The organism is Candidatus Magnetominusculus xianensis (assembly GCA_001541255.1).
GTDB classification, from domain to species: Bacteria; Nitrospirota; Thermodesulfovibrionia; order Thermodesulfovibrionales; family Magnetobacteriaceae; genus Magnetominusculus; species Magnetominusculus xianensis.
In genome coordinates this window covers 1-26,625 of sequence record LNQR01000019.1, presented here as the reverse complement: position 1 = coordinate 26,625, position 26,625 = coordinate 1, and the positions used below count along the sequence as shown (strand labels likewise).

Sequence of the window (26,625 nt, the reverse complement as noted above, 5' to 3'; positions counted from 1 at the left end):
CTTTTACAGGAGTTACCGATGAAAAATTCACCATTTATAGTTGGAATAGATTTAGGGACGACCAACTGTGTCGTTTCGTATATAGATACACTGAAGGACGATACTCAGTGTAATCTCTTTGAAATACCGCAGGTTACAGACATTGGAATGGTAGAAAAGCTACAGTCGTTGCCGTCGTTTCTATATATGCCGCTTGAGTCTGAAAGGCCTGAGATAAGTTATAAGCTGCCGTGGGCTGCACCTGAAGCTATGAAAAATGTCACCGGCAAGTATGCCCTTACGCGCGGCGCACAGGCCCCAACCCGCGTCATTTCCTCGGCAAAGTCGTGGCTGTGTCATTCAGGGGTTGACAGGAACTCCCCTATACTGCCGTGGAACGTTACAGACGCGGCTGAGAAGCTCTCTCCAGTAGCGGTATCAGCGGCATACTTAAATCATATACGGCTGGCGTGGAACCACACTATGGCCTCCACAGACAAAGCAAATGAACTGGAGGCACAGGACATTTACCTTACTGTCCCCGCATCGTTTGACGCCGCCGCGCGTGAACTTACAGTGAAGGCCGCCGCCGCCGCAGGTCTTGCCGATGTTAATCTGATTGAGGAACCGCTGAGTGCCTTTTACGCCTGGGTAAATGGGAATGCCGATGGCTGGAGGAAGGATGTTGCGGTTGGCGATATAGTCGTGGTGTGTGATATAGGGGGCGGAACGACAGATTTCAGCCTTATTGAGGTGTGTGAGGAAGACGGCGAGCTGGTCTTAAAGAGAATCGCCGTTGGTGACCATATACTGCTTGGCGGCGATAACATGGACCTTACGCTTGCCTATGCGGTTAAAAAGAAATTTAACGACGAAGGAGTAAACATTGATTCACATCAGATGCTGGGCCTGATTCACAGCTGCCGCGACGCAAAGGAAAAGATACTCAGCGACACTGCGTGTGCCAGTGCAGATATCGTAGTGCTTGGGCGCGGGCGGTCTGTCGTTGGCGGCACAATAAAGACCGTTCTGGAAAGACAAGAGGTAGAGCAATCAATTGTGGAAGGATTCTTCCCCAAATGCACTATTAAAGACAACCCCATCGAGAGACGCGCGTCGGGCTTTAAAGAACTTGGCCTTCAGTATTCGTCTGACTCGGCGGTGACGAAGTTTTTATCAAAATTCCTTAAGCAGCACCTTGGGGCTAAAGAGACTGAAAAGTCATTTATTCATCCCACGAAGATATTATTTAACGGCGGCGTAACAAAGGGTATATCGCTGCGGGAGCGGGTCAGGGAAGTCCTCAGCGGGTGGTTAGAGGCAGAAGGCGCCCAGGCAGTAACACTGCTTGCCGGAGATGACCCCGATACTGCCGTTGCCAATGGGGCTGCCTACTATGGGTTTACAAAAAGAGGAAAGGGCATCAGGGTAAGAGGCGGTGCGGGGCGGGCTTACTACATTGGGGTTGAGACCTCTATGCCGGCTGTGCCGGGGATGCCCACGCCGGTTAAGGCCGTCTGCGTTGTGCCGTTTGGGATGGAAGAGGGCACAGATACGGGTATTGCAGGGCATGTGTTTGGCCTTGTTGTCGGTGAGCAGTCGGTGTTCAGATTTTTTGGCTCAAACATCAGAAAAGAAGACACGCCCGGGCAGGTGCTTGACGAATGGGATGAGACAGAGCTGTCAGAGCTTGCCTCATTAGAGGCCACACTTGAGGCAGATGGAAACGCCGGTGGAAGTGAGGGTGCTGTGGTGCCAGTGAAGATTCATAGTTATCTGACAGAGATAGGGACGCTTGAACTGTGGTGTGAGGCGCTTGAGGGACAGCGCAAGTGGAAGCTCGAGTTCAGTGTCCGGCAAGAGGGCCGGCAAGAGGATTAGTGTCAGGGCGCTCCCGATATATCATAGGCATAGACCTTGGCACGACAAACTCCTCAGTCTCGTATGCCGATACAGAGGTCGGCGAAGAGATACACATATTTGAAATCCCACAGTTGACAGGCGAAGGACAGGTTAAGGAATGCCCCCAGCTGCCGTCATTTTTATATCTGCCAACCCAATACGAACTCACTTCGTGTGTACTGCCGTGGTCAAAAGACACGTCCGGTATTGTTGGCGAGTATGCCAGGGTGAAAGGCGCTATGGCACCGTTAAATCTTGTCACATCGGCAAAGTCATGGCTCTGCCACAGCCGCGTAGGGCGCAAATCTCCGATTTTACCCTGGGGAAGGCAAGACTCAGCCGGTGGGAAGCTCTCACCTGTTGAGGCGTCAAGCCGCTACCTGAGACACATCAAAGAGGCGTGGGACTACTGTATTGCCCGTGGAGATGTAAAGCATAAACTGGAAAATCAGACTGTTGTAATCACCATACCGGCGTCGTTTGACGAATCTGCAAGGGAGTTGACCTCTGAGGCGGCAAAAATAGCGGGCATTAGGACATTCTCAATGCTTGAAGAGCCGCAGGCGGCTTTTTACTCATGGCTTTCTGTGCATGAAGAAAACTGGCAGGAGTTCATTAAATTATACCAACTGATCCTTGTTTTTGATGTTGGCGGCGGGACGACGGACTTTAATCTTATCACGCTGAAGGAGCTTGGCGGTCTTCCGGTGTTTCAGCGAATGGCAGTTGGAGACCATCTGATGCTAGGCGGTGATAACATGGACCTTGCCCTGGCAATGGAGATGGAGGCGCGAATATTACCTGGAGGGAAACGCACGCTTGGCATTCAGGGCTGGGTGTCGCTGTCTGAGCAGTGCAGGGCAGCAAAGGAACAGCTCCTTTGTGATACGCAAGGAAGAGCTGAGACACCAGGGGCTGTTGACATTTCCATTCTTGGTACAGGGCGCAGCGTCATAGGCGGCGCTGTAAAAGGACAGATCACCTATGAAGACGTAAGGCGCGTGACTTTAGAAGGATTCTTCCAGCAGGTCGATAAGTCAGACGAGATTACTAAGGACAAGCGCACAGGATTTCAGGAGCTAGGTCTTCCATACGTGACTGATACGGCAGTGATGAGGCATCTTGCCTCGTTTTTGAAAAGACATGCAGTAAATCCGGCGCTTCCCGTAGTTAGTGACGGTGGAGTGGACATCGTGCGCCCTGATATGGTGTTATTTAACGGCGGGGTCTTCAAGTCGCCGCTTATCAGACAGTGTGCCATCGATGGACTGAGGCATTGGTTTGGAGGTAAGCCTGATTGGGCGCTAGACATACTTGAAAACGACAGGTATGACCACGCGGTATCTTTGGGTGCGGCGTACTATGGACTTGTAAAGAGGCAGGCGGCAGTAGATTCAGGAGTAAATTCCCCCACAAAGAAGATAAAAATATCAGGTGGGCTTGGCAAGGCATACTACATAGCCGTGAAGACCGGCGAAAGCTCTGATGACGACCTCATCGCTGCTGCCTGCATAGTGCCGCGGGGATTTGAAGAAGGCGGAGAGCTGCATATACTTGAGCCTGAGTTCCAGGTTGCCGCCAACACGCCTGTTTCTTTTTCGGTATACTGTTCTTCATACCGGGCAGGTGACAGGCCGGGGGATATTATCAGTGCTGACAGGGATTCCTTTACAGAACTCCCACAGATAAAGACTATCCTGAATTACGGGAAAAAGGCCGTTGCTGCCACAATCCCCGTATCACTTGGCATACGGCTAAACGAATACGGCACGCTTGACGTGTGGTGCGAATCAAAGACAACAACCCATAAGTGGAAACTTGCGTTTGACATACGCAGAGGACCAGACCTGCCAAATCAACCACCGTCGGCACGCGGGGACCTGCACACGCTCAATGAATCAAACATTGACGATGCAGTCAAACTTATAGAGGGCGCATTTACTGGCCAAAATCCAGATGACCTGCCGAGGGCCTTGCCGGGTGTGCTTGGGGTTCATAACAAGGCCGACTGGCCTCTTCCTGCAATCAGAAAGATGTGGGATACGCTGATTCAACTGCGCCAGAGGCGCCTGGTTACGCCGGGGCATGAGGCACGGTGGCTTAATCTTGCGGGCTTCCTGTTGAGACCCGGCTTTGGGCATCCACTGGATGACTGGAGGATAAAGGAACTGTGGAAGCAATTTTCTGAGGGGGTGAAGTACTCGCGCAACGGGCAGTGCCGCAGCGAGTGGTGGATACTGTGGAGGCGTGTTGCCGGAGGACTCAGCACACAGCATCAGGACATTGTCTATAAGCGCATAGCACCGTTTATCATGCAAAAGAAAAAAGGCCCGCGCCTTGAGAGTTCAGAATATGTGGAGCTGTGGATGCTTGTATCAAGTCTTGAACACCTTAGTCCTCAGATAAAGACGGCCCTAGGAGACGAACTGCTTGTAATAATTAAAAAAGAAAAGGGCAGGGTACTGGGAAGCCACTTCTGGTCATTATCAAGACTAGGGGCAAGGGTGAGCTTTTACGGCCAACTGGACAGGCAGGTTACGAAAGAGACTGCAGAGAGGTGGATTGGAGAATGTCTTGCCGTAAGCGATGCAAGACCGGAGGATTCGGCATATGCAATTGCCCAGCTTGCCAGAAAAACCGGAGACAGGACACGGGACATAGATGATGCCCTGCGCGGGGAAATCGTAAAAAAACTCCTGACATATAAACAAGGTAGTTCCCCAGCTAAATGGGCAGGACGCTTTATCAGGCAGATAGAGGAGCTGACACCGCTTGATAACACAGATGAAAACGAAATATTTGGCGAATCCCTCCCGATAGGACTTATCGTAGAACATGCACCTGATGCCGCAAAATAAATGAACACGCCGCTCTTTATAATCCTCACGGCATACATATTAAAGGAGTGCTTCGGGTATTATCTTGAGTTCATAAACATAAGGCACATGACAGCAAAGGGGTCAGTAGTGCCTGATGGGTTTAGGGGAAGCGTTGATGCTGCCCTGTTAAAGAAGACCTGCGATTATCAGATAGAAAACATGCGCTTTGGCGTTGTAGAGTCCATGTTTAATAACATAGTGGTAATTGGATTTATCTTCGGCGGTCTGTTAAACGCGTATAGTTCATGGGTAATGTCGTTTAAGTTATCGTTTATGTATTGCGGGGTGGTCTTTTTTCTATTGTTGAGCTATGGGGAGACGATACTGTCGATTCCATTTAGTCTGTGGCGCACGTTTAAGATAGAGAAAAAGTATGGCTTTAATACGACAACGTTGAGAGTATGGCTGACGGATTCGATAAAATCACTGGTGATTTCGACAATCCTGATGGGGGCATTGATAGCAGTTGGGTTATATGTTATACAGAGGAGCCCGGATTTCTGGTGGCTTTGGGTGTGGGTGGTGTTTTTTATATTTAGTATAGCGCTTATGTATGTGTCACCGTATATAATCGAGCCGTTATTTAACAAGTTTACGCCCATATCAGAAGAATCGATGGTTGAGAAGATACAGGAGATGATGGGCAGGGCAGGGATAACGGTGAAAAGCGTGTTTAAGATGGACGCCTCGCGCCGCTCAACGCATACAAACGCCTACTTTACAGGCATTGGGAAGGTTAAGCGCATAATACTGTATGACACGCTGATAGAAAAAGTAGACGACGAGGAGCTTCTTGCCATATTGGCGCATGAGGCCGGTCATTGGAGAAAACGTCATTTGTTAAAACTCATAGCCGCATATGAAGTTATGACACTGGCGGCCTTGTACTGTTTTCATATTGTTCTTAAGACAGATGCGGTGCTGGATATTTTTAACATAGATGAGAATTCATTTTTTGTAAAACTCCTGCTCATAAGCTTTATAGCGGGCATAGTGGTGTTTCCATTCAAACCTTTTTCGAATGCCGCCTCAAGGAGATACGAAAGACAGGCTGACCGCTTTGCCGCCGCACTGACAGGCAGGTCTGACAAGATGATCTCAGTCCTAGTGAAGCTGGCAAAGGACAACTTATCGAATCTCCACCCGCACCCCCTGTATGTGTTGTTTCACTACAGCCACCCGCCAGTTTTGGAGAGAGTTAATTACCTGGCGAATCTCAATCGAACATAATTAATAACCAATCTGTTTAAAATGGCGTTATATGATAAGCATCATTTTATTTATTGATATTTTAAGTTATTATTGCCTCACTATACGTAAATAATTGGAGGATATATGGAAAAAGTAAGTAGTCACGGAAGCATCAACGAACTCCATGAAAGAGTTAAGAAAGATGGCATGTCAAGTCTGCCTGAGCGCTTTGAGGCTCAGGAAAAAACCCGCTGTAATTACTGTAAACAGGGTTTAAGCTGTCAATTATGCAGTCATGGACCATGCAGGATAACAAAGTATGCCGACAGAGGAGTCTGCGGCATAGACGCAAACGGTATGGTGATGAGGAATTTGGTGCATTTGCACGTTTTTGGCACTGCTGCGTACTCACATCATGCAAAAACAGCCTTCAAGACGTTAAAGGCTGTGGGCGAGGGAAAGGGTTTTTATGAGATAAAAAATGAAGAGATGTTGAACAATGTTGCCGATACTCTGGGAGTAGGCAGGCAGGACAGCGTAAAGCAAACTGCCTTAAAAGTAGCCGAATTTTTCCTGAATGAACTTCACCGCGACTCTGATGAGGAATCAAAGCTTGTTGAGATATTTGCGCCAGAGTCACGTAAGCGAATCTGGAAGGATATGGGGATTTTCCCGGGCGGTCCACTTCATGAAATTTTGGATACAGAAACCAGGTGCATGACCAATATTGACTCAGACTATGTATCTTTAGCGAAAATGGCTTTTAGAATGGCCATCTCCATGGCTTATTGCTCCCAAATTCCACTTGAGATTGTCCAGGACATCCTGTTTGGCTCCCCTACGCCCCATGAGACTTTTGTAGATGTTGGCATAATAGACAAAGACTATGTAAACATTCTGCCAAACGGTCATGAACCTTTTGTTGGGGCGGCTGTAATAAAGCTGGCACATCGTGAAGATATTCAACAGCTTGCACGTGACAAAGGCGCTAAGGGTATCAGAGTAGTTGGTTCTATCGAGACTGGGCAGGAATTGATTCAGAGATTTCCCACAGACGATGTGTTTGTAGGGCTTACCGGCAATTGGATAAACCAGGAATATGTAATGGCAACCGGAGCTGTAGACCTTTTTGCGGTTGACATGAACTGTTCTGTGCCAACTCTGGGCATTTTTGCAGATAAATATAACTCAACTGTAGCCAGCGTGTCGAAACTCGTCAGAATAGTGGGCGTAAACAATAACTTTGATTATACTCCTGAAAACGCAGAGGAGATTGCAGGGAAGCTAATAACCATAGCTATAGATAACTTTGTAAAGAGAAAGGGTAAGGATACATTAATACCTCAGAAAAAACAAAGTGCAATAGTAGGGTTTTCAACTGAATCTGTGCTTAAAGCACTTGGAGGAACCTTGACCCCACTTCTCGATGCAGTAAAACAGGGGTCTATAAAAGGCATCACTGCCCTGGTAAGCTGCTCAACCCTAACAAACGGGCCACAGGACGCCCTGACCGTAGCAGTTGCTAAGGAGCTGATAAAGAGAGATATTTTGGTACTTAGTGCTGGGTGTGGAAATGCAGCCTTACAGGTAGCGGGACTGCAAAGCCTTGATGCTATAGCGCTGGCTGGGGCAGGGCTGCAAAGCGTATGCAAGGCCCTGGGAGTTCCGCCAGCGCTGAGTTTCGGCACCTGTACTGATACGGGAAGACTTGCTAATTTGGTAACAGCCGTTGCCGGGGCACTTGGCGTTGACGTGTCACAGTTGCCAGTAGCTGTAACAGCTCCTGAGTTTATGGAGCAAAAAGCTACGATTGACGCCTTGTTTGCAGTAGCCTTTGGTCTCTATACACATGTATCTCCGGTACCTGCTGTAACAGGCGCCCCTGATGTGGTTAAACTCCTGACTCAAGATATCGAGAATCTTACAGGAGGGAAAATTGCCATCGGCGATGACCCTGTTCAGATTGTAAACGGGATTGAAGACCACATAATGAAAAAAAGAAAAGCCTTAGGCATATAGCACTGAGGCATTATCCCAGGGAGGGAATAAAATCCCTTCTTGGGGCTGCCGCCAGAGGAGATATGCCAAGCGGCAAACACATGGGTAAATTTGTAATTACTTCGGCATATTTTTGATAAAATGGAATTTTTATCGCTGAATTGTTTATAGTACAAGCGGGTAGTTTATTTTGTGAGTGAGCCATGGCATCAGGGGGCAGGATTTGTTTTAGACTAGGCCCTTGTGCTTAATGTATATACGGGGAGGATATAATGGAATACAAGGGTGATTTAAACGAGGCGAAGGCCCTCATCGGAGCCATTGACCGCTCCAACGCTATTATCGAGTTTACAGTTGACGGGGAAATAATAGATGCCAACGCCATGTTCCTTCAATGCATGGGTTACACTATCGATGAAATCCGAGGCAAGCATCACCGTATATTTGTCGAGCCCAAGTTTGCGGTATCATCCCAATACACAGAATTCTGGGATATGCTAAAAAAAGGCACGTTCTGTGCGTCTGATTACATGCGTTTAGCCAAGGGTGGGCGCGAGGTCTGGCTTCAGGCAACCTATAACCCTGTACTCGGCGCTGACGGTAAGGTCTTGAAGGTCATTAAGCTCGCTACTGAAGTCACTAACCAGAAGCTCTCCAGTGCTAACGCCACAGGCAAAATTGATGCGGTTGAGAAGTCCATGGCGGTAATTGAGTTTAATACAGATGGCTCAATAATTCGGGCGAACGACCTATTTCTTGACCGCATGGGATACGAAGCCCACGAGATTGAAGGTAAGCACCACCGTATGTTCGTTGACAAGGAATTCGCCGCTTCTCAGGCATACGCCCAGTTCTGGGCTGACCTGGCACAAGGCAAGTTCAACAGGGGACGGTTTGAGCGGTTTGACAAGGCAGGGGAGTCTGTCTGGCTTGAGGCTACTTACTCTCCGATATTCGATCCAAATGGAAAACCAGTTAAGATAGTCAAATTTGCATATGACATTACGGCACAAGTCCGTCAGGGCGAGGCGCTTGAGGCAGCGCTTGCCGAGGCGCAGGAGGCCGAGAAGATGCGAAACGAGCTTGACCGTGCCGTCCAGGAGATGTCCACCCCCGTAACACCAATCTGGGAGGGCATACTGCTGCTGCCGCTTGTTGGTGTACTTGATTCAATGCGTACATCGGATATAATGAACAAGTCGCTTAGTATGATTTCTGAGATGCGCGCAAAGGTGTTTGTGCTGGATATCAGCGGAGTGGCAACTGTTGACACTGCCGTTGCGAATCAGTTGATAAAGATAACTAAGGCGACCCGTCTCATGGGTTGTGAGGCCATAGTCTCAGGGCTCTCTCCGGCAATAGCGCGTACAATTGTGGAGCTTGGGGTGAATGTCGAGGCTATACGTACAACTGCCACGCTGCGCGATGCGTTTGAGAAGGCGCTGGTGATGGTCGGCGAGTCACTCATTGGCAAAAAGGCCAATGACACCGACGCTCACAAAGTGAAATAGTGGGATATGCTGCATGAGTGTGAATTCTAAGGTTGCCATAACGAAGACCCAAGGCGTCATTGTAGTAACAATGCACCCTGACCTGGATACAGATGATTTTAACGCCATGTGCGAGGCGGTACTCACACAAATCGTGAAGTCTGATATTAAGGCGGTGATACTGGACTTTTCCGCTGTGGACGTGCTGAATCTGACCGAGTTTAATCGTGCAAGGGCATTTCTCAATTCAGTCTACCTGCTTGGCGCTGAAACGGCAATCGTAAGTCTCTCTGCTGGCATTGTAGTCTATCTCACCGAAGTTCAGGCAGAGACGCAAGGCACTAACTACTTTTTTGGGCTTGATGAGGCCCTTCAACGATTCGGGAAAGGAGAGAGTGGTTGATATGGTCAACACAAATGGGACAACATTTGTCAGCTTCAACCTAAGCAGCTTTGCCAGTCTGCATGGGGTAGTCGCTATGTCAAAGACACTGCCTTTTATGAAGGATATCAGCCTTGATGACCGGGTGTTGATATCCACGGTTGTTTCTGAGTTAGGCACAAATATTTTAAAGTTTGCAGGCAAGGGCACTCTGTCGCTTTCGCGGACTGTTGATGACGGGCATGATGCAATCCAGGTGATTGCACAAGACAACGGCCCCGGTATTCGTGATGTCCAGCGTGCAATGCAGGACGGCTACAGCAGTGCCGGTACGCTTGGGCTTGGGCTTCCAGCGGTTAAGCGCATCATGTCAACTATGAATATAGAGACTGTTGTTGGAAAAGGAACCAGGGTTGTTGCCAGCAAGTGGCTCAATGGCGTTAGTAGTTCTGGGCAAGCAAGCCGCCAGTCACAGCGCAGCACATCCAGTATTATGAAGATTGAGTATGCCTCAGAGGTGCGTCCACACCCGCGTGAAACTCTCAGCGGAGATATAACGGTATTGCATCCTGTGGATGCAGGGCTGCTGCTTGGCGTCATCGACGTTTCAGGGCATGGCCCTGAGGCCCATCTGCTTGCAGAACAGTTCGGACGAAAGATGATGGAGACCATATCTTCAGACATAGAGCAGCAACTGTTGTTGCTCCATGGGATGGCAATTGGCACACGCGGTGCCGCAGTGGGATTGGCCTTTGTCAACACTGTAAGCCGTCGGCTTTTATACGCCGGTGTTGGAAATGTCCATATTCGTGTGATTGGGGCGCGGCCCTGGCGAGGGGTATCACGCGATGGTATTATAGGGGAAAGAATGCCGGGCATATTTTTACAATCGGTGGAGTTGGTGCCTGGTGATATAATTGTCATGGCCTCTGATGGCGTCTCAGAGAGCGCAAGGGTAAGCGTACTCACTCGCAGCTCATCACTGTCGGCAACACAGATAGTTAAGGAAGTGATGCTTCAGGCAGGGAAATCGACAGATGATGTGTCCTGCGTGGTGGTAAAATGCCTGAAATAGAACACCTCGTATCCCTGACGCTTGAAGGTGAACGGTCATTCATCGAGTTTAGGCGTAAGATGGTCAATGCTATGGCATGTGTAACATCGGCATTAGATACTACGGTGCGTGCGGCATGGCTTTCAGATTGTGCCACTGCGTTAGCCAAACAACCGCCGCTCACTGCACATATTAATATTGAAAATGACTCTATTGCACGGCTTGTCATCAATTTTATTCCTTCCGGGCAAATGAGACCTCCTTACTGTCCGCCTTCGATTGGGGTTGTCAGGGAGGTAAAAGACAACACAGGAGTTTGCGTCCTTCAGTTTCGCTCTACACTGAGCAGCTTACCCCTGTCAAGCGAACAAATTACCCTTGTGCGGTGGATACTGGCTGAGAAGTCGCGCGATGAGCTGTTTCGCGAAATGGAAGAGGTGAACGCGCAGATGATGGAAGCCAAGGAAATAGCCGAGGACGCCACAAGGGCTAAGTCTGACTTCCTCGCTAACATGAGCCACGAAATCCGCACACCAATGAATGCGATCATCGGCATGTCGCACCTGACACTTAAGACAGATTTGACCCCGCGCCAGAGAGATTTCATTAAAAAGATTCAGGGTTCAGCACAGCACCTTCTTGGCATAATTAATGATATTCTGGATTTCTCTAAGATTGAAGCGGGCAAGCTCACTGTTGAGAATATAGAACTGCAACTGGACAAGGTTATGGAGAACGTTGCAAATCTTGTCGTTGAGAAAACGACGGCCAAGGGACTGGAACTTGTTTTCGATGTGGAGCGAGGCGTTCCATATGCCTTGATAGGTGACCCGCTGCGTCTTGGGCAAATCATGATAAACTATGTTAATAACTCAGTGAAGTTCACAGAGCAAGGGGAAGTCAGCGTTCAGGTACGCAAGCGTGAAGAGTCTGACAGGGATGTTCTGCTGTATTTCGCAGTTAAAGACACCGGCATTGGGCTTACCGAAGAGCAGCGCGGCAGGTTGTTTCAGAGCTTTCAGCAGGCAGACACCTCAATAACGCGCAAGTATGGCGGCACAGGGCTGGGGCTTGTCATATCGAAGAGTCTTGCCGGACTGATGGGCGGTGAGGTAGGTGTAGACAGTGAGTACGGCAAAGGTTCCACTTTCTGGTTCACCGCCCGGCTTGGCAAGGCGCAGGGACGCCAGCGCGTGCGTGCCCTCAGTATTGACGTGCAGGGCAAACAGGTATTGGTCGTAGATGACAATGACAGCGCGCGTCTTGTGCTATGTGACATGCTTGAGAGCATGTTCCTTGTCACACAAGAGGCAAGCAGCGGTCAAATGGCCCTGGAGTTAATTCCAAAGGCAGATCAGGAAGGGAAGCCCTTTGATATAGTAATGCTTGACTGGCAGATGCCGGGCATGGATGGCATAGAGGTGGCGCAGCGCATTCGCAGCGTCCCGCTGCAGAGGCAGCCACACCTGATAATGGTAACTGCATATGGCCGCGAGGATGCCATTAAGGGAGCAGAGCAGGCAGGTATTTCAGACTTTATGATAAAACCGGTTAATGCCTCCGTTTTGTTTGACTGCATTGCGTATGTACTTGGCGGCAAGCAGACCGAGCGGCGTGAATCAGGCATAGAACGTATCTCGGTAAACATGGAGGCACTGGCTGCAATCAAGGGTGCGCGCATACTGCTGGTGGAGGACAACGAGTTGAATCAGGAAGTCGCCACTGAACTGCTGAGAGATGCAGGGTTCATTGTAGAAGTTGCCGACAATGGTCAGATTGCTGTGGACATGGTGCAGGCTGCACCCTATGACATCGTGCTTATGGACATGCAGATGCCAGTAATGGACGGGGTGACCGCATCGAGAGAGATACGCAAGCTCAACCACCTGAATGATCTGCCAATTGTGGCGATGACGGCCAATGCCATGCAGGTAGACAAGGACAAGTGCCTGGCAGCGGGCATGAACGATCACATATCCAAGCCCATTGAACCAGATGAACTGTGGAAGGGGCTGCTGAAATGGGTAAAACCGCGTGATGGCATAGGTGCATCACATGCGGTTAAACAGGAGGTAAAGCCACAGGCGGAGACCTATTTACCGTTGAATGTGCCGGGGCTGGATGTCGTGTCCGGGCTGCGCCGTGTGCTTGGCAAGCGTTCACTCTATCTGTCGATGTTGAGAAAGTTTATATCAGGTCAAAAGGACATGCGTGTTCAGGTAGAAGAGGCGCTGGCTGCTGGTGATTGGAAGACCGCAGAGCGAATTGCACACACCACCAAGGGTGTCTCAGGCAATATCGGGGCTGGTGAAGTGCAGTCAGAGGCGGCGATACTTGAGACCCAGTGTAAGGAAAAACATGCGCGGGAGGTTGTAGACAGACAGCTTACAGTTGTCGCAGATATGCTCGCTGTGCTGATTGCGGCACTGGAACAGGCGCTGCCACCAGACCCTGCCCTAAGCGCACAGACTCAGGTTGACCCTGAGAGGCTGAATAAGGTTTGTGAGCAGCTTGCAGCGCTGCTTGCCGATGACAATGCCGATGCCGGTGATGTCCTTGACAACAATGCAGACATGTTCAATGCGGCATTCCCTCAGCACTACAAAAAGATAGACGAGGCAATCAGGGGTTTTGACTTTGAGGCTGCCCTCGATATGCTGCGCGAGGCACAGACGCACACTGCGCTGGTGTGAAGCAGGAAGCCGCCTTAGGGCCTGACAAAATAACCATATGGTTTATTTTGTCTATTGTTTGGGAAATATAACTGGTAATATAATAGAACAAGAAGCAAATTTTTTGAAAATAGATAATCTTATATGTTAAAATATAGCTGAGCGGTTGGGAGGGTTGCCTTTTGCAGTCCGTTGAGACATATGTCTGCCTGGCCGCCTTCACTCATAAAAGATGTATTTACTCTATCTGGGTGATTCTGGCTCCGCTAAAAATGCCTCTGATAAAGAGGTTATTTTAGGAGGTTTGTGTTGTTATGAACAAACCCCATACTATCTAAGTGGCAAATTGGATTCCTTAGCAAAGGACGTATGGCCTGAGAACCTTAAAAGCTTAGAGTTTCGTGGTGTTAATATTTTCAATGGCAAAGAACATTGGCGAGGAATAGAGAAAGTTAAAAGGCTTGAAACTTATAAAAAGCACTATCTTTTTTGGAGCAGAGTAAAAGTATAAAGCTTTTCGGTGATGTCATAAACAGGGTGGCTTTATCACCAGGAGATCCCATAGAATACGCCTTTGAGCAATTAGCCAGTAGATTTGACCAATATCTTACTCGTATCTATAAAAATGGAAATCCACAGCGTGGCCTTATCATTTTAGACAAATCAACTTATGAAACATCTCTTCAAATGCTTGCGCGTGAATTTAGGGATGTTGGGCATAGATGGGGGCATAAATTGGTAAACATGTCTGATGTTCCACTCTTTGTTGATTCCAAAGCGACAAGGATGGTTCAATATGCGGATTTGATAGCGTATGAGTTACGACGATATTATATTTATCATGAACAAGAATGTTTTGATATCATATCAAAGAAGTTTGATAACGAAGGCGGAGTAATACATGGCCTTGTTCATCTCACATCCCCCGCATCCGGCTGCCAGTGTATAGTATGTTTGCAGAAACGAAGTGTTTCTCTATGAGTAAGACCTACTGGCTTGATTTACCAAGCACGGATATGAACTCCTTTAAAATGTCAGCATCGTATAGACTGTTATGGTCGCGCAGATACGCAAGCGCCTCATACGGTGAAACTGCCTGAAATCCCGGCCGCGATGTAGTCAGCGTATCATAGGTATTTGTTATGGAGATAATCTTGCCGGACAGGTGGAGTTTATCACCTTTCAGACCCATTGGATATCCCGTTCCCATGAGATTCTCATGGTGTTCTATCAGAGGGAACATAGTATCGGGTGGAATACCATTGTATAGATTGATTATGTCAAGCCCCTCAAAAATATGTCCCTTGAGTAAGTCTGTCTCGAAGTCCGTAAGGCGTTGATGCGGTTTATGCAGCACCTCAGGCGGCAGTGTAATCATCCCTATGTCATGTAAAAGGCTGCCCAGGCCTATGGCAAAAAGATCAGCCTCGGATTTTATTCCCATCGCGAAGGCCGTAGCTACGCAAAACACTGAGACATTCACCGAATGGGTATAGACATAGTAATCGTGCTTGTCTACTGTAAACAGATTGGTTATCAGACCCTTTGTGTCTATTATCGATGACATGATGTTCTCAACTGAATCTTTACATGCCTCTACCTTCTCGTGGCTTCCGTGGTCGTCGAACAGTTCACGAATAAGTATTCTGGCGTTTTCTTTTATCAGCATGTTTTTGCTGGCAAGTGATTGGGTTGAGCCGGAGTCCTTTGCTATCATTGTGAGATAATTCCTGTATTTTTGCACATCACAGCGGCTAATCAACAGGTCGCCGGGGGAAGCCAGCAGTTCTTTTGTGATTACAGAGCTGCCCTTTTTATTGCGCGGAAGAGACAAAGGAATGATGTTCATGTCTATCTTTACAAAGAGGTCAAAATCAACCGCCGTTGACTCTACCAAACATAGCTTGTCTATTTGGAGGAGTTCATTAATTGCCTTGATATAATCCATGAATGCCTTTTCGTCCTGCTTATGGGGATTATTTACGGGCTTTCCAGGCAGTTCGGCAGTTTTTTTCGGTGTTGAGCGGGTGGGTGCAGGGTATATTTCTTCATCAGATAAGACATCCAGCCCCTTTTCGGTATCTATATACAGATGGTCTATGCCGGATTGCAGTATTTTGTCTAACTGGTTCTGTGACTTTATCTCGAAATGATGCTTGAGAAAAGGTGTTTTAAACCACGATGAGTCAAAGCCGTCAACGTACATTCCTATGCGCGTTGCGCTTGTCGGGATTCTTTTTCTCATTGCCCTATCATCACCGGTCTGTCCGTATCATACAAAACATCAGTGGTATAATTCAACCCAATTTGGTACAATATGTTCAAGGAACCATATGGTCACAAATATTTCAGGGGTTGTCCTCGCTGGCGGGGAGAATAAACGTTTCCCCTCTCTGAAGGCGTTTATTGAGATTGGCGGTCAGACTATAATCGACAGGAATCTGCATCTGTTGGCTGGGTTTTTTGATGAGATCATAATCAGTACAAATCAGCCAGATATCTATTTCCCGAAGGCTGAAATCTTAATAGGCGATGTATTAACCGAAAAAGGGCCAGCAACCGGCATTCTCTCCTGCCTGCTTAATTGCAGGAATGACAGGGCTTTTTTTGTAGCTTGCGACATGCCATTTGTCAAAGAGGAACTCATAGCGCTTATCACATCATATCCTGAAGATTACGACGCCGTTGTCCCGCTATACTTAGGAAGACCACAGCCCCTTGCTGCACTGTATCATAAGAGGATTGTCCCAATGCTGGAAAAATCCATCAGTAACGGCGTTAAATCCCTTGCCGCTATACTAAAAACCATTAATGTAAGGTATGTCGAAGAAGAACTAGTACAGCAGGCCGACTCAGCAGGCCTCAGTTTTATAAATATTAATACGCCTGAGGATTTACTATACATTGATAATCGTCATTGAAATAAGTTATGATTAACTAGTGGTGAGCGTATGAATGTGAGACCCCACTGCGGTTTCACGAGGAGGTTGTAAATGTTTGGTTTAGGTATGCCAGAGCTGTTATTGATACTTGTGGTGGTTGTTGTGTTGTTTGGCGCACAGAGGCTTCCAGAGTTGGGCAAAGGGATGGGCTCTTTTGTAAAAAACCTGAAAAAAGGTCTTAGTGATCATGATGAAATCGACGTAACGCCAAAAAAACCAGAGGCAGCGCAGGGTGCAGCAAAGGAAGAAAAGGCAGCAAAATAGTGCTCTATGGGAAGGGGTACTGCTGTTGAAATAAGCCTTGCTGCCCTTAAACACAACTATGAGTTAGTTAAAGTCCTCACGAACAACAGAAGGGTCATTGCCACGGTCAAGGCCGATGCCTATGGTCACGGTGCTATAGAGGTTGCCTCAGCGCTTGAAAAACTTGGCGTATACTGTCTGGGGGTTGCCTATGCCCCTGAGGCTTTGGAGCTGCGTCAAGCCGGAATTCAAAAAATCCCAATCCTCGTTTATTTTGACAATATTGATGCTGCAGATATTATTAAATATGAGTTAACCCCTATCGTCTATGGCGCGGGCACGGCTGATACCATTTCTGCTGAGGCGTTAAAGCAAAACCGGCAAATTGATATTCACGTCGATATAGACACAGGCATGGGCAGAGTTGGATTTCTCTATGACAGAGATATAGAGGGAATTAAGGCACTAAGCAGATTAAAGGGTGTTAGAGTGACAGGGTTTATGAGTCATTTTTCAGAGGCCGATTTAAAGGACAGGAGCTTTGCCGAGTTGCAGTTAGAGAGATATTTGCATTTAAGGTCTGAGTTGTCGGGGTTATTTAAAGATGCAACATGGCACATAGCCAACAGCGCCGCTGTTATGTCTTTCCCCGCAAGTCACCTCGATGCAGTGAGACCGGGGTTGGTATTATACGGCTCAGACTCACTTGAACCGTCACACCCGCGGCTTGAGACGGCAGACTTCAGACCTGTGATGACTGTTAAGTCGCGTATTTTACATATCAGAAGAGTACCTTCCGGCAGATCGATAAGCTATGGCAGGACTTTCGTAACAAAGCGTGCAAGCCTCGTCGGTGTTGTCAGCACAGGCTATGCAGACGGCTATCCGCGGGCGCTCTCAAACAAGGCACATGTGCTGATAAACGGCCAGTTTGCCCCCATTATCGGGAGGATTTGTATGGATGTGGCGATGGTGGATTTAACTGACTGCTGCGATATAAAAGAAAACACAGAGGTCATCCTCATCGGGCGGCAGGGTGGTAAAGAAATTACGGCATCAGAAATAGCAGCATGGGCTGGGACCATATCATACGAGATATTAATATCACTAGGCCGCGTCAACAGCCGCACGTATTGTTGTGATGAGCATTATTGAATCATGAGATTATTTGCCGGGAGATCATCTGCTGGCAGGTGAATGATTACCTTTGTTCCAAGCAATTCCCTGCGTTCAATTGTGATTGTGCCGAGGTGTTCGGTGATAATTTTTCTGACCTTAAACAGCCCCATACCGTTGTTGCTGGTCTTTGTAGTAAAAAATGGGTCAAATGCATATGGAATGTGTTTGTTGTCGATTCCTGAACCAGTGTCTTTAATCTCAACAATAATACCACAGGCGGCTTTATAGACGATTATGTCAATTTCACCTGGGCCGTCTTCGATACTTTCGATGGAATTTATAAGGATTTCGTCCAACGCCATCATAAATAGCACAGGGTCGATATAAGCCGTTACGTTGTCCTCGACATCTATACGATAGCGAATCTCTTTCTCAAGCTTATTGGCTATAGATTCTATCTTAGGCCGAACCCCTTCAACTAGCGTAATGAGGTGGATGGTTTCGTAGTGTACTGTTTTGATGTCAGTGTATTCTTTGAATGACTTAACGATGCCCTCAAGCCTGCCGGTACACTCGCCGATAGGCTCAAGATATTGCCTGAGTGGATTGTCTTCGTCGATTCTCTTCATCATCAGACGAACAAAACCGCCAATGCTGGCAACTGGATTGAGAATTACATGGGCAACGGAAAGCGAAATCTTCTTCATGCTCTCAAGCATCTCAAGAGAAAACCGCTGCCTCTCTTCTATCATTAACTTCTCCCGCTGCCTTAACTCAGAAAGTTCAGTAATGTCATCAAGCTGGACGATAATACCTGAAATGGTCTTCGTTTCACGCAGATAAGATGTAGTAACAGAAAGCTGGTAGTGCTGGCGCGCAGGGGAAAAATAGCTGACCTCGCGGTGAAGATTTAACTTCTCCTCGCCGATTACATCAATAATAATCTGATTGAGTTCAGAGTTATTCTCCGTGTGGAGAAATAATTCCCCCCAGCTCTTGCCGATGAACTGTTCTTCCTCATAGCCAAGTATTTTCATTGCCGGGCTGGTTGCATAAACAATGATGCCGTGATAGTCCAGCACCACAAGGCCGGAACGAATACTCTGAAGTATATTATCTATCAGAATCTTTCTCATTAAGTTAAATACCAACCCTCACGGGATATATGTTACATGTTAATACAGATTAAAATCAACTGTGCAATTGCCCCCAAGCAGTCCTAACGGAGTGGTTAGCATGTGCAGCGATTCTATTGAGCAGGCGGTGCAGGGCGTTTTACCAGGGTTTTCTTGCATTTGTTTATTGCGTCTAACAGGTCTTTGCCGCGGCTGTAGCGGTCTTCCGCATTTTTTTGGAGCAGTTTGTCTATTATTTCCACTACACAGTTTGGGATTCGTGGTTCTATTTTTTTTATAGGCGTCGGAGGAGTACTCGTAATATTATACATCAGTGTGGCGATGCTGTCGCCCTTAAATGGCCTTTCACCTAATAGAAGCTCGAAAAACACCACCCCTAATGAGAACAAATCAGAACGCCCATCTACCTTGCGTCCGGCTATTTGCTCTGGCGACATATAGCTTGGTGTACCAAGCACCATGCCGGTCTGCGTCTTTGAGGATTCCATGACCCTTGCAATTCCAAAGTCCGTAACACGGAGTTCCTTGTTGTTGAGAAGCATGATATTGGCCGGTTTTATGTCCCTGTGGACGACACCGTTTTGATGGGCATAGTCAAGCGCCTCACCTACGCGCGTTACCACACGCAGTACCTCTCCAAACGGGAGCCTTGAGTCCTTAGCACAGTATCTGGCCAAATCAGTCCCTTCAAGCAGCTCCATTGCCATGTAGGCCACATTCTTGTCCTCACCAACATCATACACTCGTACAATATTCGGATGAGATAGTTTACCGGCTGCCTCGGCCTCACGGAAAAACCTGGTTTTTATCTCAACAATCTGTTCAGAATCTATTTCATCATAGCTCAATGTCTTTATTGCCACATCACGGTTTATCTTAGGGTCTTTCCCCAAAAATACAACTCCCATAGCGCCACGACCAAGTTCTCTCAGTACCTCATAACGTCCTAATGTAGATTTCGTGCCGGTGCCCTCCATCATCATTATCGTAGCCTCAGACTCTTGCGGCTGAACGGCAGGGGCAGCCTTTTCTCCGGTCGTTTTGAGTTTTTTCAGCTTGTCTGAAAGTCCCTTATAATCACCTGCACTTATGATGTGTTCATAGACGGCCTGTGCCTTGCTTTGCATACCTTTTTGTTCGAAATCCTGTCCCAGATTATATAGAAGTTCCCTTGTCGTGGCATCTTCTAAACGGCATTTTCTGAACTTTTCAAATGCCGCATCTAACTGCCCCTGCCCCTGAAGACTAAGCCCAAGCATCTTATTCGTTTCACTGGTATCAGCAGACGTGGTCTTGTCCTCACCAAGTAAAAGCTGCCTGGACACAACGGCTATGTATCCGAAAAAGAGGACAAGTGCCGGATATGACATCTTTACCCATAGCCCCTGCGAGTAAAATAAATATATACAGATTATGCCCCATGCGATTAACACCACCCCTGCAATGACAGCCCCTGCAACCGTCTTAACTCGTGGAATCAGAAAGGCAATAATGCCCCAAAAGAGCAGCATAACGGGCAGTTCAACATATGTGAGCCACCACGGACGTGTTATATGATTAGAGTTAAGGATATTTTCTACCGCTTGAGCCACTATTTCAATATTATTATAATTACTCCTCAAAGGAGTCTTGTTGACAGCGCCGCCCCCGTCAGCCGTCAGCCCAACCAGCACTATTTTATCTTTGAACATCGCAGCTGGAATTTTACCGTTCATTACATCAAGGAACGAATAATAAGGAGAGCTTGAGGCCTTGCCGGTGTAACTGATAAGCATTCTTCCACTTTTATCCAGAGGAATTGTCAATGCTTTGGCGGCCTTAATCCCGCCGATTATCGTGATTTCACTAATCCCTAAGCCCTTATAAGCGAGGGCAAGCTGAAAGGCAAACGAGGGAAATAGTCTGTCCTTATAAAGTATCAAAGGCGGCTCGCTGCGTACAATGCCGTCGCTATCTGGCACAATGTTTAGATGACCAAGCGCGTGTGCTTTATCGGCAAACTCTCTTATGGGAAGAACAATACCGCGGGCAGTTAAGAATGTACCCTTTCCATCTGTTTTAACAGAGTTTTTCATTACATAATCGGCAGTCGGCGGCTTTGCATCTTCTTCTGCAGCTACATTGTCCGTTAGGTAAAATGAAAGAGGTAGTACCACATTTTTAGAATTCTCAATCGCACCGGCAAAGACAGGGTCAGTGTTTAGTGAGTGCTCGGCCTCGACAAGTGCCTTTTGGATGCCAGCCACTCGCGGCGTAGTGGGGTCTTTATCTATTTTTCCCATGATTTCCCTCAGAGCAGACAGTCCTCTGTCATTTTCGGATTCTGATTTTGAATAGATAAACCCGACCCCTATGGTCTTAGCTTCGTATTCCCTGAGTTTACGCACCATCTCTGCCATATACGTGCGCGGCAGCGGCAGCGGTCCGAGTTTTTCAATCGTTACTTCGTCTACTCCAACGATAACAACAGGAGTTGATACCTTTTTCTGCCTCAGGGTACTCCTAAGGTCATAGGTCAGATACTCAAGTTTCATAAAAGAAGACCAGTCAAAGGCAAGCGCCAGCATCACAAGAAGCGCAACCACGCCCCCTGCCGCCCAATCAGGTATCTTTCTTGCCGCCGTCTTCATTGACGTCAATTTTAGAATAAATGCCGCGTTTTATACAAGAACTTTAGACACTCTCCCAGGGCAAACGCACTATATGCGTTTTGTTGTTATTTTCAGAAGATATTATACACCATCTTATCTATAAAGGGTCTGTCCATAAACTCTAACATCAACTGGTGCCGTGGCTTATTTTGATGGTGGATTTAGGTCTAAGATATGCCTTTACACAACAATTCTGATGTGATATAATTAGGTACCTTTTTTATTGACGATATGGTTTCTCTAGTTATTCCGGAGTTATTCCGACCATATCGACACTCACTGCAAGAGGGGTGGCTGCTGCCAACAGCTGCCCTTCCCACTTCCCACATTCTAACAGCATTCTTCGAGTATGTCTATGACTTTGGTTACAGTGGTTGTTAGTTTTTTATGTCATGAGGTGTGAGCTGCGGTAAGTCAGTTGTCCGTCTCGTGGCATGTCTTAAGTTGTCCGCAGGCTGCGTAGATGCCCCGCCCCTTACTCTTGCGTATAAACGCGGTGACGTGTCTGTCTACCAGGATTTGCTGAAACTCAAGGACGGTCTTCTCGTCAGGCGGCTCGAATTTGGCAGTGTCATATTCGTTAAACGGTATCAGATTAACCTTCGCGCTCAGGCCCTTTAACAGCGCAATCAGACGCCGCGCGTCAGCCTGCGTATCGTTTACCCCTTTTATCAACACGTAGCCAAAGGTTATGCGCCGCCGTGGTGATATAGGCAGCCGCCCACACGCCCTCAGCAATGCCCCAATGTTGTATTTATTGTTTACCGGCATCAGCGCTGACCTCGTCTCATCAGTAGTTGCGTTTAGTGAGACGGCCAGATTCACCTCCGGTATCTCTTTGTATAATTTCTGAAGCTCCGGCACCACACCCGCCGTTGACAGCGTTATCCTGCGCTTTGATATCCCCATGTAGTCGGTTAATATGTTTATGCCTTTGACCACCTCGTTAAAATTCTTAAGCGGTTCGCCCATCCCCATAAATACGATATTGGTTATCTCTGAATTGGCATTGGCATTAAGCTCCCGCCGCACGGCTGTAACCTGCCCGGCTATCTCATCAGCCCTCAGATTTCTTATAAATCCCATCGTCGCCGTAAGGCAGAACCTGCAGCCCATAGCGCAGCCAACCTGTGAAGATACACAAAGCGTCAGGCGGTATTCGTCCGGTATCAGCACACCTTCCACAGAAAGCCCGTCCTCAAGGCCAAATAGCAGTTTTATTGTCCCGTCTGGGGAGTCTGTCTTTTTGATGATTTTTACGCCGCCTATATACGAAAAGCCCTTGAGCTTTTCCCTCAAGGGCTTCGAAAACTCGGTTATATCATCTATGCTTACCGCGTTTCTCTCGTACATCCAATGTATAAGCTGAGATACCCTGAATGCGGGAAGCCCCATCTTCTGGAACAATTCCCCAATTTCAGCGCGCGACAGCGTCTTTAGATCAATTATGTCCCCATCTCCCAGCTCTTCAGATAGTCGCTCTGGGCCTTTGTGAGCTTGTCTATCTTTATGCCCATTGACTTTAGTTTGAGCTTTGCTATCTCGCGGTCTATCTCCTCAGGGACACTGTACACGGTGTTCTTGAGTCCTTCATGTTTAGTAACAGCATATGCCGAACACAGGGCCTGATTCGCAAAGCTCATGTCCATTACAGACGATGGATGCCCTTCGGCAGAGGCCAGATTTATCAGCCTGCCCTCGCCAAGCACATATATCCTGCGCTTGTTCGGCAGTGTAAATTCCTCTACGAAAGGCCGGATTTCCCGCCTTCCTACGGCCATCTCTGTCAGCGCCTTCAGCTCTATCTCTGCATTGAAATGCCCGGAGTTGCATACAATCGCGCCGTCATTCATCACGCCGAAACACTTCTCGCTTATCACGTTTATATTGCCGGTTACTGTGACAAATATATTGCCAATCTTCGCGGCGTCCATCACAGGCATTACGTCGTAGCCGTCCATCGTGGCCTCAAGCGCCTTTAGTGGATTTATCTCCGTCACAACCACACGTGCGCCCATCCCGCGTGCCCTCATCGCAACGCCGCGCCCGCACCAGCCGTAACCGCATACAACAAACACCGCACCCGCTATCAGCCTGTTCGTCGCCCTTAGTATCCCGTCCATAGTGCTTTGGCCTGTGCCGTAGCGGTTGTCAAACAGGTGCTTGGTGAGCGCGTCGTTGACGGCTATGATTGGGTAGCGCAGGACCCCCTTTTCGGCCATTGCGCGAAGCCTGATAACGCCGGTGGTAGTCTCCTCTGTCCCCGCTATGACGTTTGAGAGCAGGTCTTGCCTTTCTTTATGAAGCACGCTGACTACATCGGCGCCGTCGTCCATCGTAAGGTGCGGCGCAAAGGACAGGAGGTCCATGATGTGCTTATAGTACGTGTCGTTGTCCTCGCCCTTGATGGCAAATACCGGAATGTCTGAGTTTTTCACCAGACTTGCCGCCACATCGTCCTGTGTGCTTAACGGGTTTGATGCGCAAAGGGCAACCTCTGCCCCGCCGGCCTTCAGAGTTTCCATCAGGTTTGCCGTCTCTGTCGTGACATGCAGACATGCGGCCATTCTCATGCCTTTCAGGGGTTTTCCTTTTGAAAATTGCTCTTTTATCGACCTTAGTACCGGCATTTCCATCTCTGCCCATTCGATTCTCAGCTTTCCCTGGCCGGCAAGACCTATGTCCTTAACGTCATGTTTCACCATTGTAGAAACTCTCCTTTTTTTCGATTTAAATATGGCATAGCAATGCTATAGGCCTGCCTCTGCTCTGAGGTGGTCGGCCATGTCAGTCTTTTCCCATGTGAAATCGGGGTCTGGTCTTCCGAAGTGTCCATAGGAGGCTGTCTTTTTATATATTGGTCTTCTCAGGTCAAGCTTGGTGATTATACCCTTTGGGGTAAGGTCAAAGTTGTCCCTGATTATCTTTACTATCTTTTCGTGTGAGACCTTCCCTGTGTTTGACGTATCGACAAGGATTGAAAGGGGCTGCGCTATGCCGATGGCGTAGGCAATTTGAACCTCTGCCCTTTCTGCGATGCCGGCGGCTACGATATTCTTTGCAATATACCGTGCCATATATGCGCCTGAGCGGTCAACCTTCGTGGGGTCTTTACCAGAGAAACAGCCGCCGCCGTGTCTGCCCGTGCCGCCGTAGCTGTCAACGATGATTTTTCTTCCCGTGAGGCCGGTGTCACCCATCGGGCCGCCGGTGACAAATCTGCCGGTGGGATTGACGTGATAGATGATATGCTCCTCGTCAAGCAGCTCTTTGGGGATGGTTGGTTTGATCACCTCTTCTATGATGTCTTCCTTAAGTTCTCTCAGGGTTACGTCGGGGCTGTGCTGTGTTGATACGACGACGTTATTGATATTGTGCGGCTTGCCCTCACGATACTCTATCGTAACCTGGGTTTTGCCGTCAGGGCGCAGGTATGGCAGAATATCTTTTTTGCGTACATCGGCAAGTTTTATGGCAAGCTTATGAGCCAGCATAATGCTTGCAGGCATCAGCTCCTCGGTCTCAGTACAGGCGAACCCGAACATAAGCCCCTGGTCACCTGCCCCGCCCGGGTCAACCCCCATGGCGATGTCAGGCGACTGCTCATGTATAGCCGTGATGACCGAGCAGGTCTCGTAGTCAAAACCGTACTTAGCCCTCGTGTATCCGATGTCCTTTATTGTCGATCTTACGATTGACGGTATATCAGCATAAGTAGATGTCGTAATTTCTCCGGCTATGAAAGCCAACCCCGTCGTAACAAGCGTCTCACAGGCCACTCTTGCGGTAGGGTCTTTCGCGATTATCGAATCAAGAATGGCGTCCGATATTTGATCAGCGACCTTATCAGGATGCCCTTCCGTTACTGATTCGGAAGTAAAAAAGTAATTCTTCTTTGGCATATCTCCCTCCTTTTTTTATGCTTACAACATAGAATGTATATAGTAACACTATTCTTAAGAAAAATGCGATTTTTTTATAACGATATTTGGACACGGCAGTGGGTATTTATCACGACGCATGAATAAAATATTCGACATTGCCCTTTTGCCCCCGAATGGGGCTTTCACAAACACTGTGGACGAATAGCCCAGATGACGAAAAAAACTCCTTCATCTCATCAACGACGCGCAGTCTCTTGTCCTCCTCGGCAACAATACCACCCTTGCCAACTTGACCCCTGCCGACCTCAAACTGTGGTTTTATCAGGGCAACAACGGCGGCCGTCGGCTGGAGAAACCTCAAAACCACTGGCACTACAAGCCTGAGCGATATAAAAGACACATCAATGACGACCATATCTACGGCGCATGGAATCTTCTCTCTTTCGAGATAGCGGATGTTTGTCCTCTCGATGGGAATAACTCTTGCATCGTTTCTAAGTGCCCATGCAAGCTGTCCGTAGCCGACATCAATAGCAAATACGCGGCCAGCGCCTCTTTTAAGCAGGCAATCGGTGAACCCACCCGTCGATGCCCCGACATCCATTATGGTCTTTCCTGTCACATCGATTTTGAATTCATCGAGGGCGTGAGATAGTTTCAATCCTGCCCTGCTGACAAACGGCGCTTCGGTTTCTCTTACGGTTATCTCGGCAGATTCGTCAACAGTGCATCCGGCCTTATCAACGGGCTGACCGGAGACTAAGACCTTATTTTCCATAATCAGGGCCTTTGCCCTCTCTCTCGACGGTGCGAGGCCGCGTTGTGTTAATAGTATGTCGAGTCTCTTTTTCATGTCTTTGCGAATGTGCCGGGGTAACACAAGATTACATAACCGGCTGATTAAACAAATAATAACATATTAATCGGGAAAGAGGACAAAACCATCCTGAGTCTGCAGAAGATTGTTCCATCATTCATGCTGAGTTGTGCATTGATCTTACCCCGATTCAGAGGACAAGAAAATAAGGTAGAATACAGAAACGGAGGTAGGAGATGGAAAGACGAAGATAAGATGAAGAGTTTAAGTCTGAAGCAGTACGACT

General features: G+C 47.9%; 19 protein-coding genes. 12 read left to right on the top strand and 7 right to left on the bottom strand.

Translation table 11 applies throughout. From position 1 onward, the window contains the following. Positions 1-18: 18 nt before the first annotated feature. The 9 genes from ASN18_RS02040 (at position 19) to ASN18_RS01995 (ending at position 14,528) form a co-directional block, all read left to right on the top strand. Complete coding sequence (locus tag ASN18_RS02040; protein ID WP_085050932.1) at positions 19-1,860, top strand: Hsp70 family protein; 1,842 nt, start codon at positions 19-21, stop codon at positions 1,858-1,860. Further along, positions 1,860-4,739, top strand: a complete 2,880-nt coding sequence (locus ASN18_RS02035; protein WP_085050931.1) for an Hsp70 family protein — start codon at positions 1,860-1,862, stop codon at positions 4,737-4,739. The genes ASN18_RS02040 and ASN18_RS02035 overlap by 1 nt, the downstream gene beginning before the upstream one ends. After that, a complete protein-coding gene (locus ASN18_RS02030) occupies positions 4,740-5,990 on the top strand; it encodes a M48 family metallopeptidase (protein WP_085050930.1) in 1,251 nt (416 codons plus the stop codon). It abuts the gene before it with no gap. Positions 5,991-6,095: 105 nt separating this feature from the next. Beyond that, positions 6,096-7,970, top strand: a complete 1,875-nt coding sequence (gene cooS, locus ASN18_RS02025) for an anaerobic carbon-monoxide dehydrogenase catalytic subunit (RefSeq protein ID WP_085050929.1) — start codon at positions 6,096-6,098, stop codon at positions 7,968-7,970. Positions 7,971-8,221: 251 nt separating this feature from the next. Continuing rightward, the gene (locus ASN18_RS02020) at positions 8,222-9,460 is read left to right on the top strand and encodes a PAS domain-containing protein (RefSeq protein ID WP_085050928.1); all 1,239 of its coding nucleotides are present in this window, start codon (positions 8,222-8,224) and stop codon (positions 9,458-9,460) included. A gap of 13 nt (positions 9,461-9,473) precedes the next feature. Continuing rightward, on the top strand, positions 9,474-9,842 hold the full coding sequence (locus ASN18_RS02015; protein ID WP_085050927.1) for an STAS domain-containing protein: 369 nt from the start codon (positions 9,474-9,476) through the stop codon (positions 9,840-9,842). Position 9,843: 1 nt separating this feature from the next. Beyond that, complete coding sequence (locus ASN18_RS02010) at positions 9,844-10,896, top strand: ATP-binding protein (protein ID WP_236861437.1); 1,053 nt, start codon at positions 9,844-9,846, stop codon at positions 10,894-10,896. Next, positions 10,884-13,568, top strand: a complete 2,685-nt coding sequence (locus tag ASN18_RS02005) for a response regulator (RefSeq protein ID WP_085050925.1) — start codon at positions 10,884-10,886, stop codon at positions 13,566-13,568. The genes ASN18_RS02010 and ASN18_RS02005 overlap by 13 nt, the downstream gene beginning before the upstream one ends. Positions 13,569-14,036: 468 nt before the next feature. Further along, the gene (locus tag ASN18_RS01995) at positions 14,037-14,528 is read left to right on the top strand and encodes a DUF3800 domain-containing protein (protein ID WP_236861436.1); all 492 of its coding nucleotides are present in this window, start codon (positions 14,037-14,039) and stop codon (positions 14,526-14,528) included. Between the two features lie 7 nt (positions 14,529-14,535). Here the strand turns inward: ASN18_RS01995 and ASN18_RS01990 are convergent, their stop codons facing one another. Next, positions 14,536-15,792 (bottom strand): cyclic di-GMP phosphodiesterase, encoded by a 1,257-nt coding sequence (locus ASN18_RS01990; protein ID WP_085050923.1) that lies wholly within the window; start codon positions 15,790-15,792, stop codon positions 14,536-14,538. A gap of 88 nt (positions 15,793-15,880) precedes the next feature. Here ASN18_RS01990 and mobA point away from each other — a divergent pair, with 88 nt between their 5' ends. The 3 genes from mobA (at position 15,881) to alr (ending at position 17,887) form a co-directional block, all read left to right on the top strand. Further along, the gene (gene mobA, locus ASN18_RS01985) at positions 15,881-16,468 is read left to right on the top strand and encodes a molybdenum cofactor guanylyltransferase (protein WP_236861435.1); all 588 of its coding nucleotides are present in this window, start codon (positions 15,881-15,883) and stop codon (positions 16,466-16,468) included. 72 nt (positions 16,469-16,540) lie between these two features. Further along, a complete protein-coding gene (tatA, locus tag ASN18_RS01980; protein ID WP_085050922.1) occupies positions 16,541-16,753 on the top strand; it encodes a twin-arginine translocase TatA/TatE family subunit in 213 nt (70 codons plus the stop codon). 6 nt (positions 16,754-16,759) lie between these two features. Then, entirely contained in the window at positions 16,760-17,887 is a 1,128-nt protein-coding gene (gene alr, locus ASN18_RS01975) for an alanine racemase (RefSeq protein WP_085050921.1), read from the top strand. Here the strand turns inward: alr and ASN18_RS01970 are convergent. From ASN18_RS01970 to ASN18_RS01945, 6 genes are all read right to left on the bottom strand, one after another. Then, positions 17,881-18,987, bottom strand: coding sequence for a two-component system sensor histidine kinase NtrB (locus ASN18_RS01970; protein ID WP_085050920.1), 1,107 nt, complete (start codon positions 18,985-18,987; stop codon positions 17,881-17,883). The genes alr and ASN18_RS01970 overlap by 7 nt on opposite strands. Positions 18,988-19,100: 113 nt before the next feature. Further along, entirely contained in the window at positions 19,101-21,617 is a 2,517-nt protein-coding gene (locus ASN18_RS01965; protein ID WP_085050919.1) for a serine/threonine-protein kinase, read from the bottom strand. 435 nt (positions 21,618-22,052) lie between these two features. Beyond that, positions 22,053-23,084: a dual-specificity RNA methyltransferase RlmN gene (gene rlmN / locus ASN18_RS01960; RefSeq protein ID WP_306688526.1), complete on the bottom strand. Its 1,032-nt coding sequence runs from the start codon at positions 23,082-23,084 to the stop codon at positions 22,053-22,055. After that, the gene (ahcY, locus tag ASN18_RS01955) at positions 23,084-24,343 is read right to left on the bottom strand and encodes an adenosylhomocysteinase (RefSeq protein ID WP_157072784.1); all 1,260 of its coding nucleotides are present in this window, start codon (positions 24,341-24,343) and stop codon (positions 23,084-23,086) included. Before ahcY ends, rlmN begins: the two co-directional genes overlap by 1 nt. A gap of 45 nt (positions 24,344-24,388) precedes the next feature. After that, positions 24,389-25,540 carry a methionine adenosyltransferase gene (gene metK / locus ASN18_RS01950; protein WP_085050917.1) on the bottom strand — a complete coding sequence of 384 codons (1,152 nt, stop codon included), beginning with the start codon at positions 25,538-25,540 and terminating at the stop codon, positions 24,389-24,391. A 109-nt stretch (positions 25,541-25,649) separates the two neighbouring features. Further along, positions 25,650-26,375: a TlyA family RNA methyltransferase gene (locus ASN18_RS01945; protein ID WP_085050984.1), complete on the bottom strand. Its 726-nt coding sequence runs from the start codon at positions 26,373-26,375 to the stop codon at positions 25,650-25,652. Between the last annotated feature and the right edge of the window lie 250 nt (positions 26,376-26,625).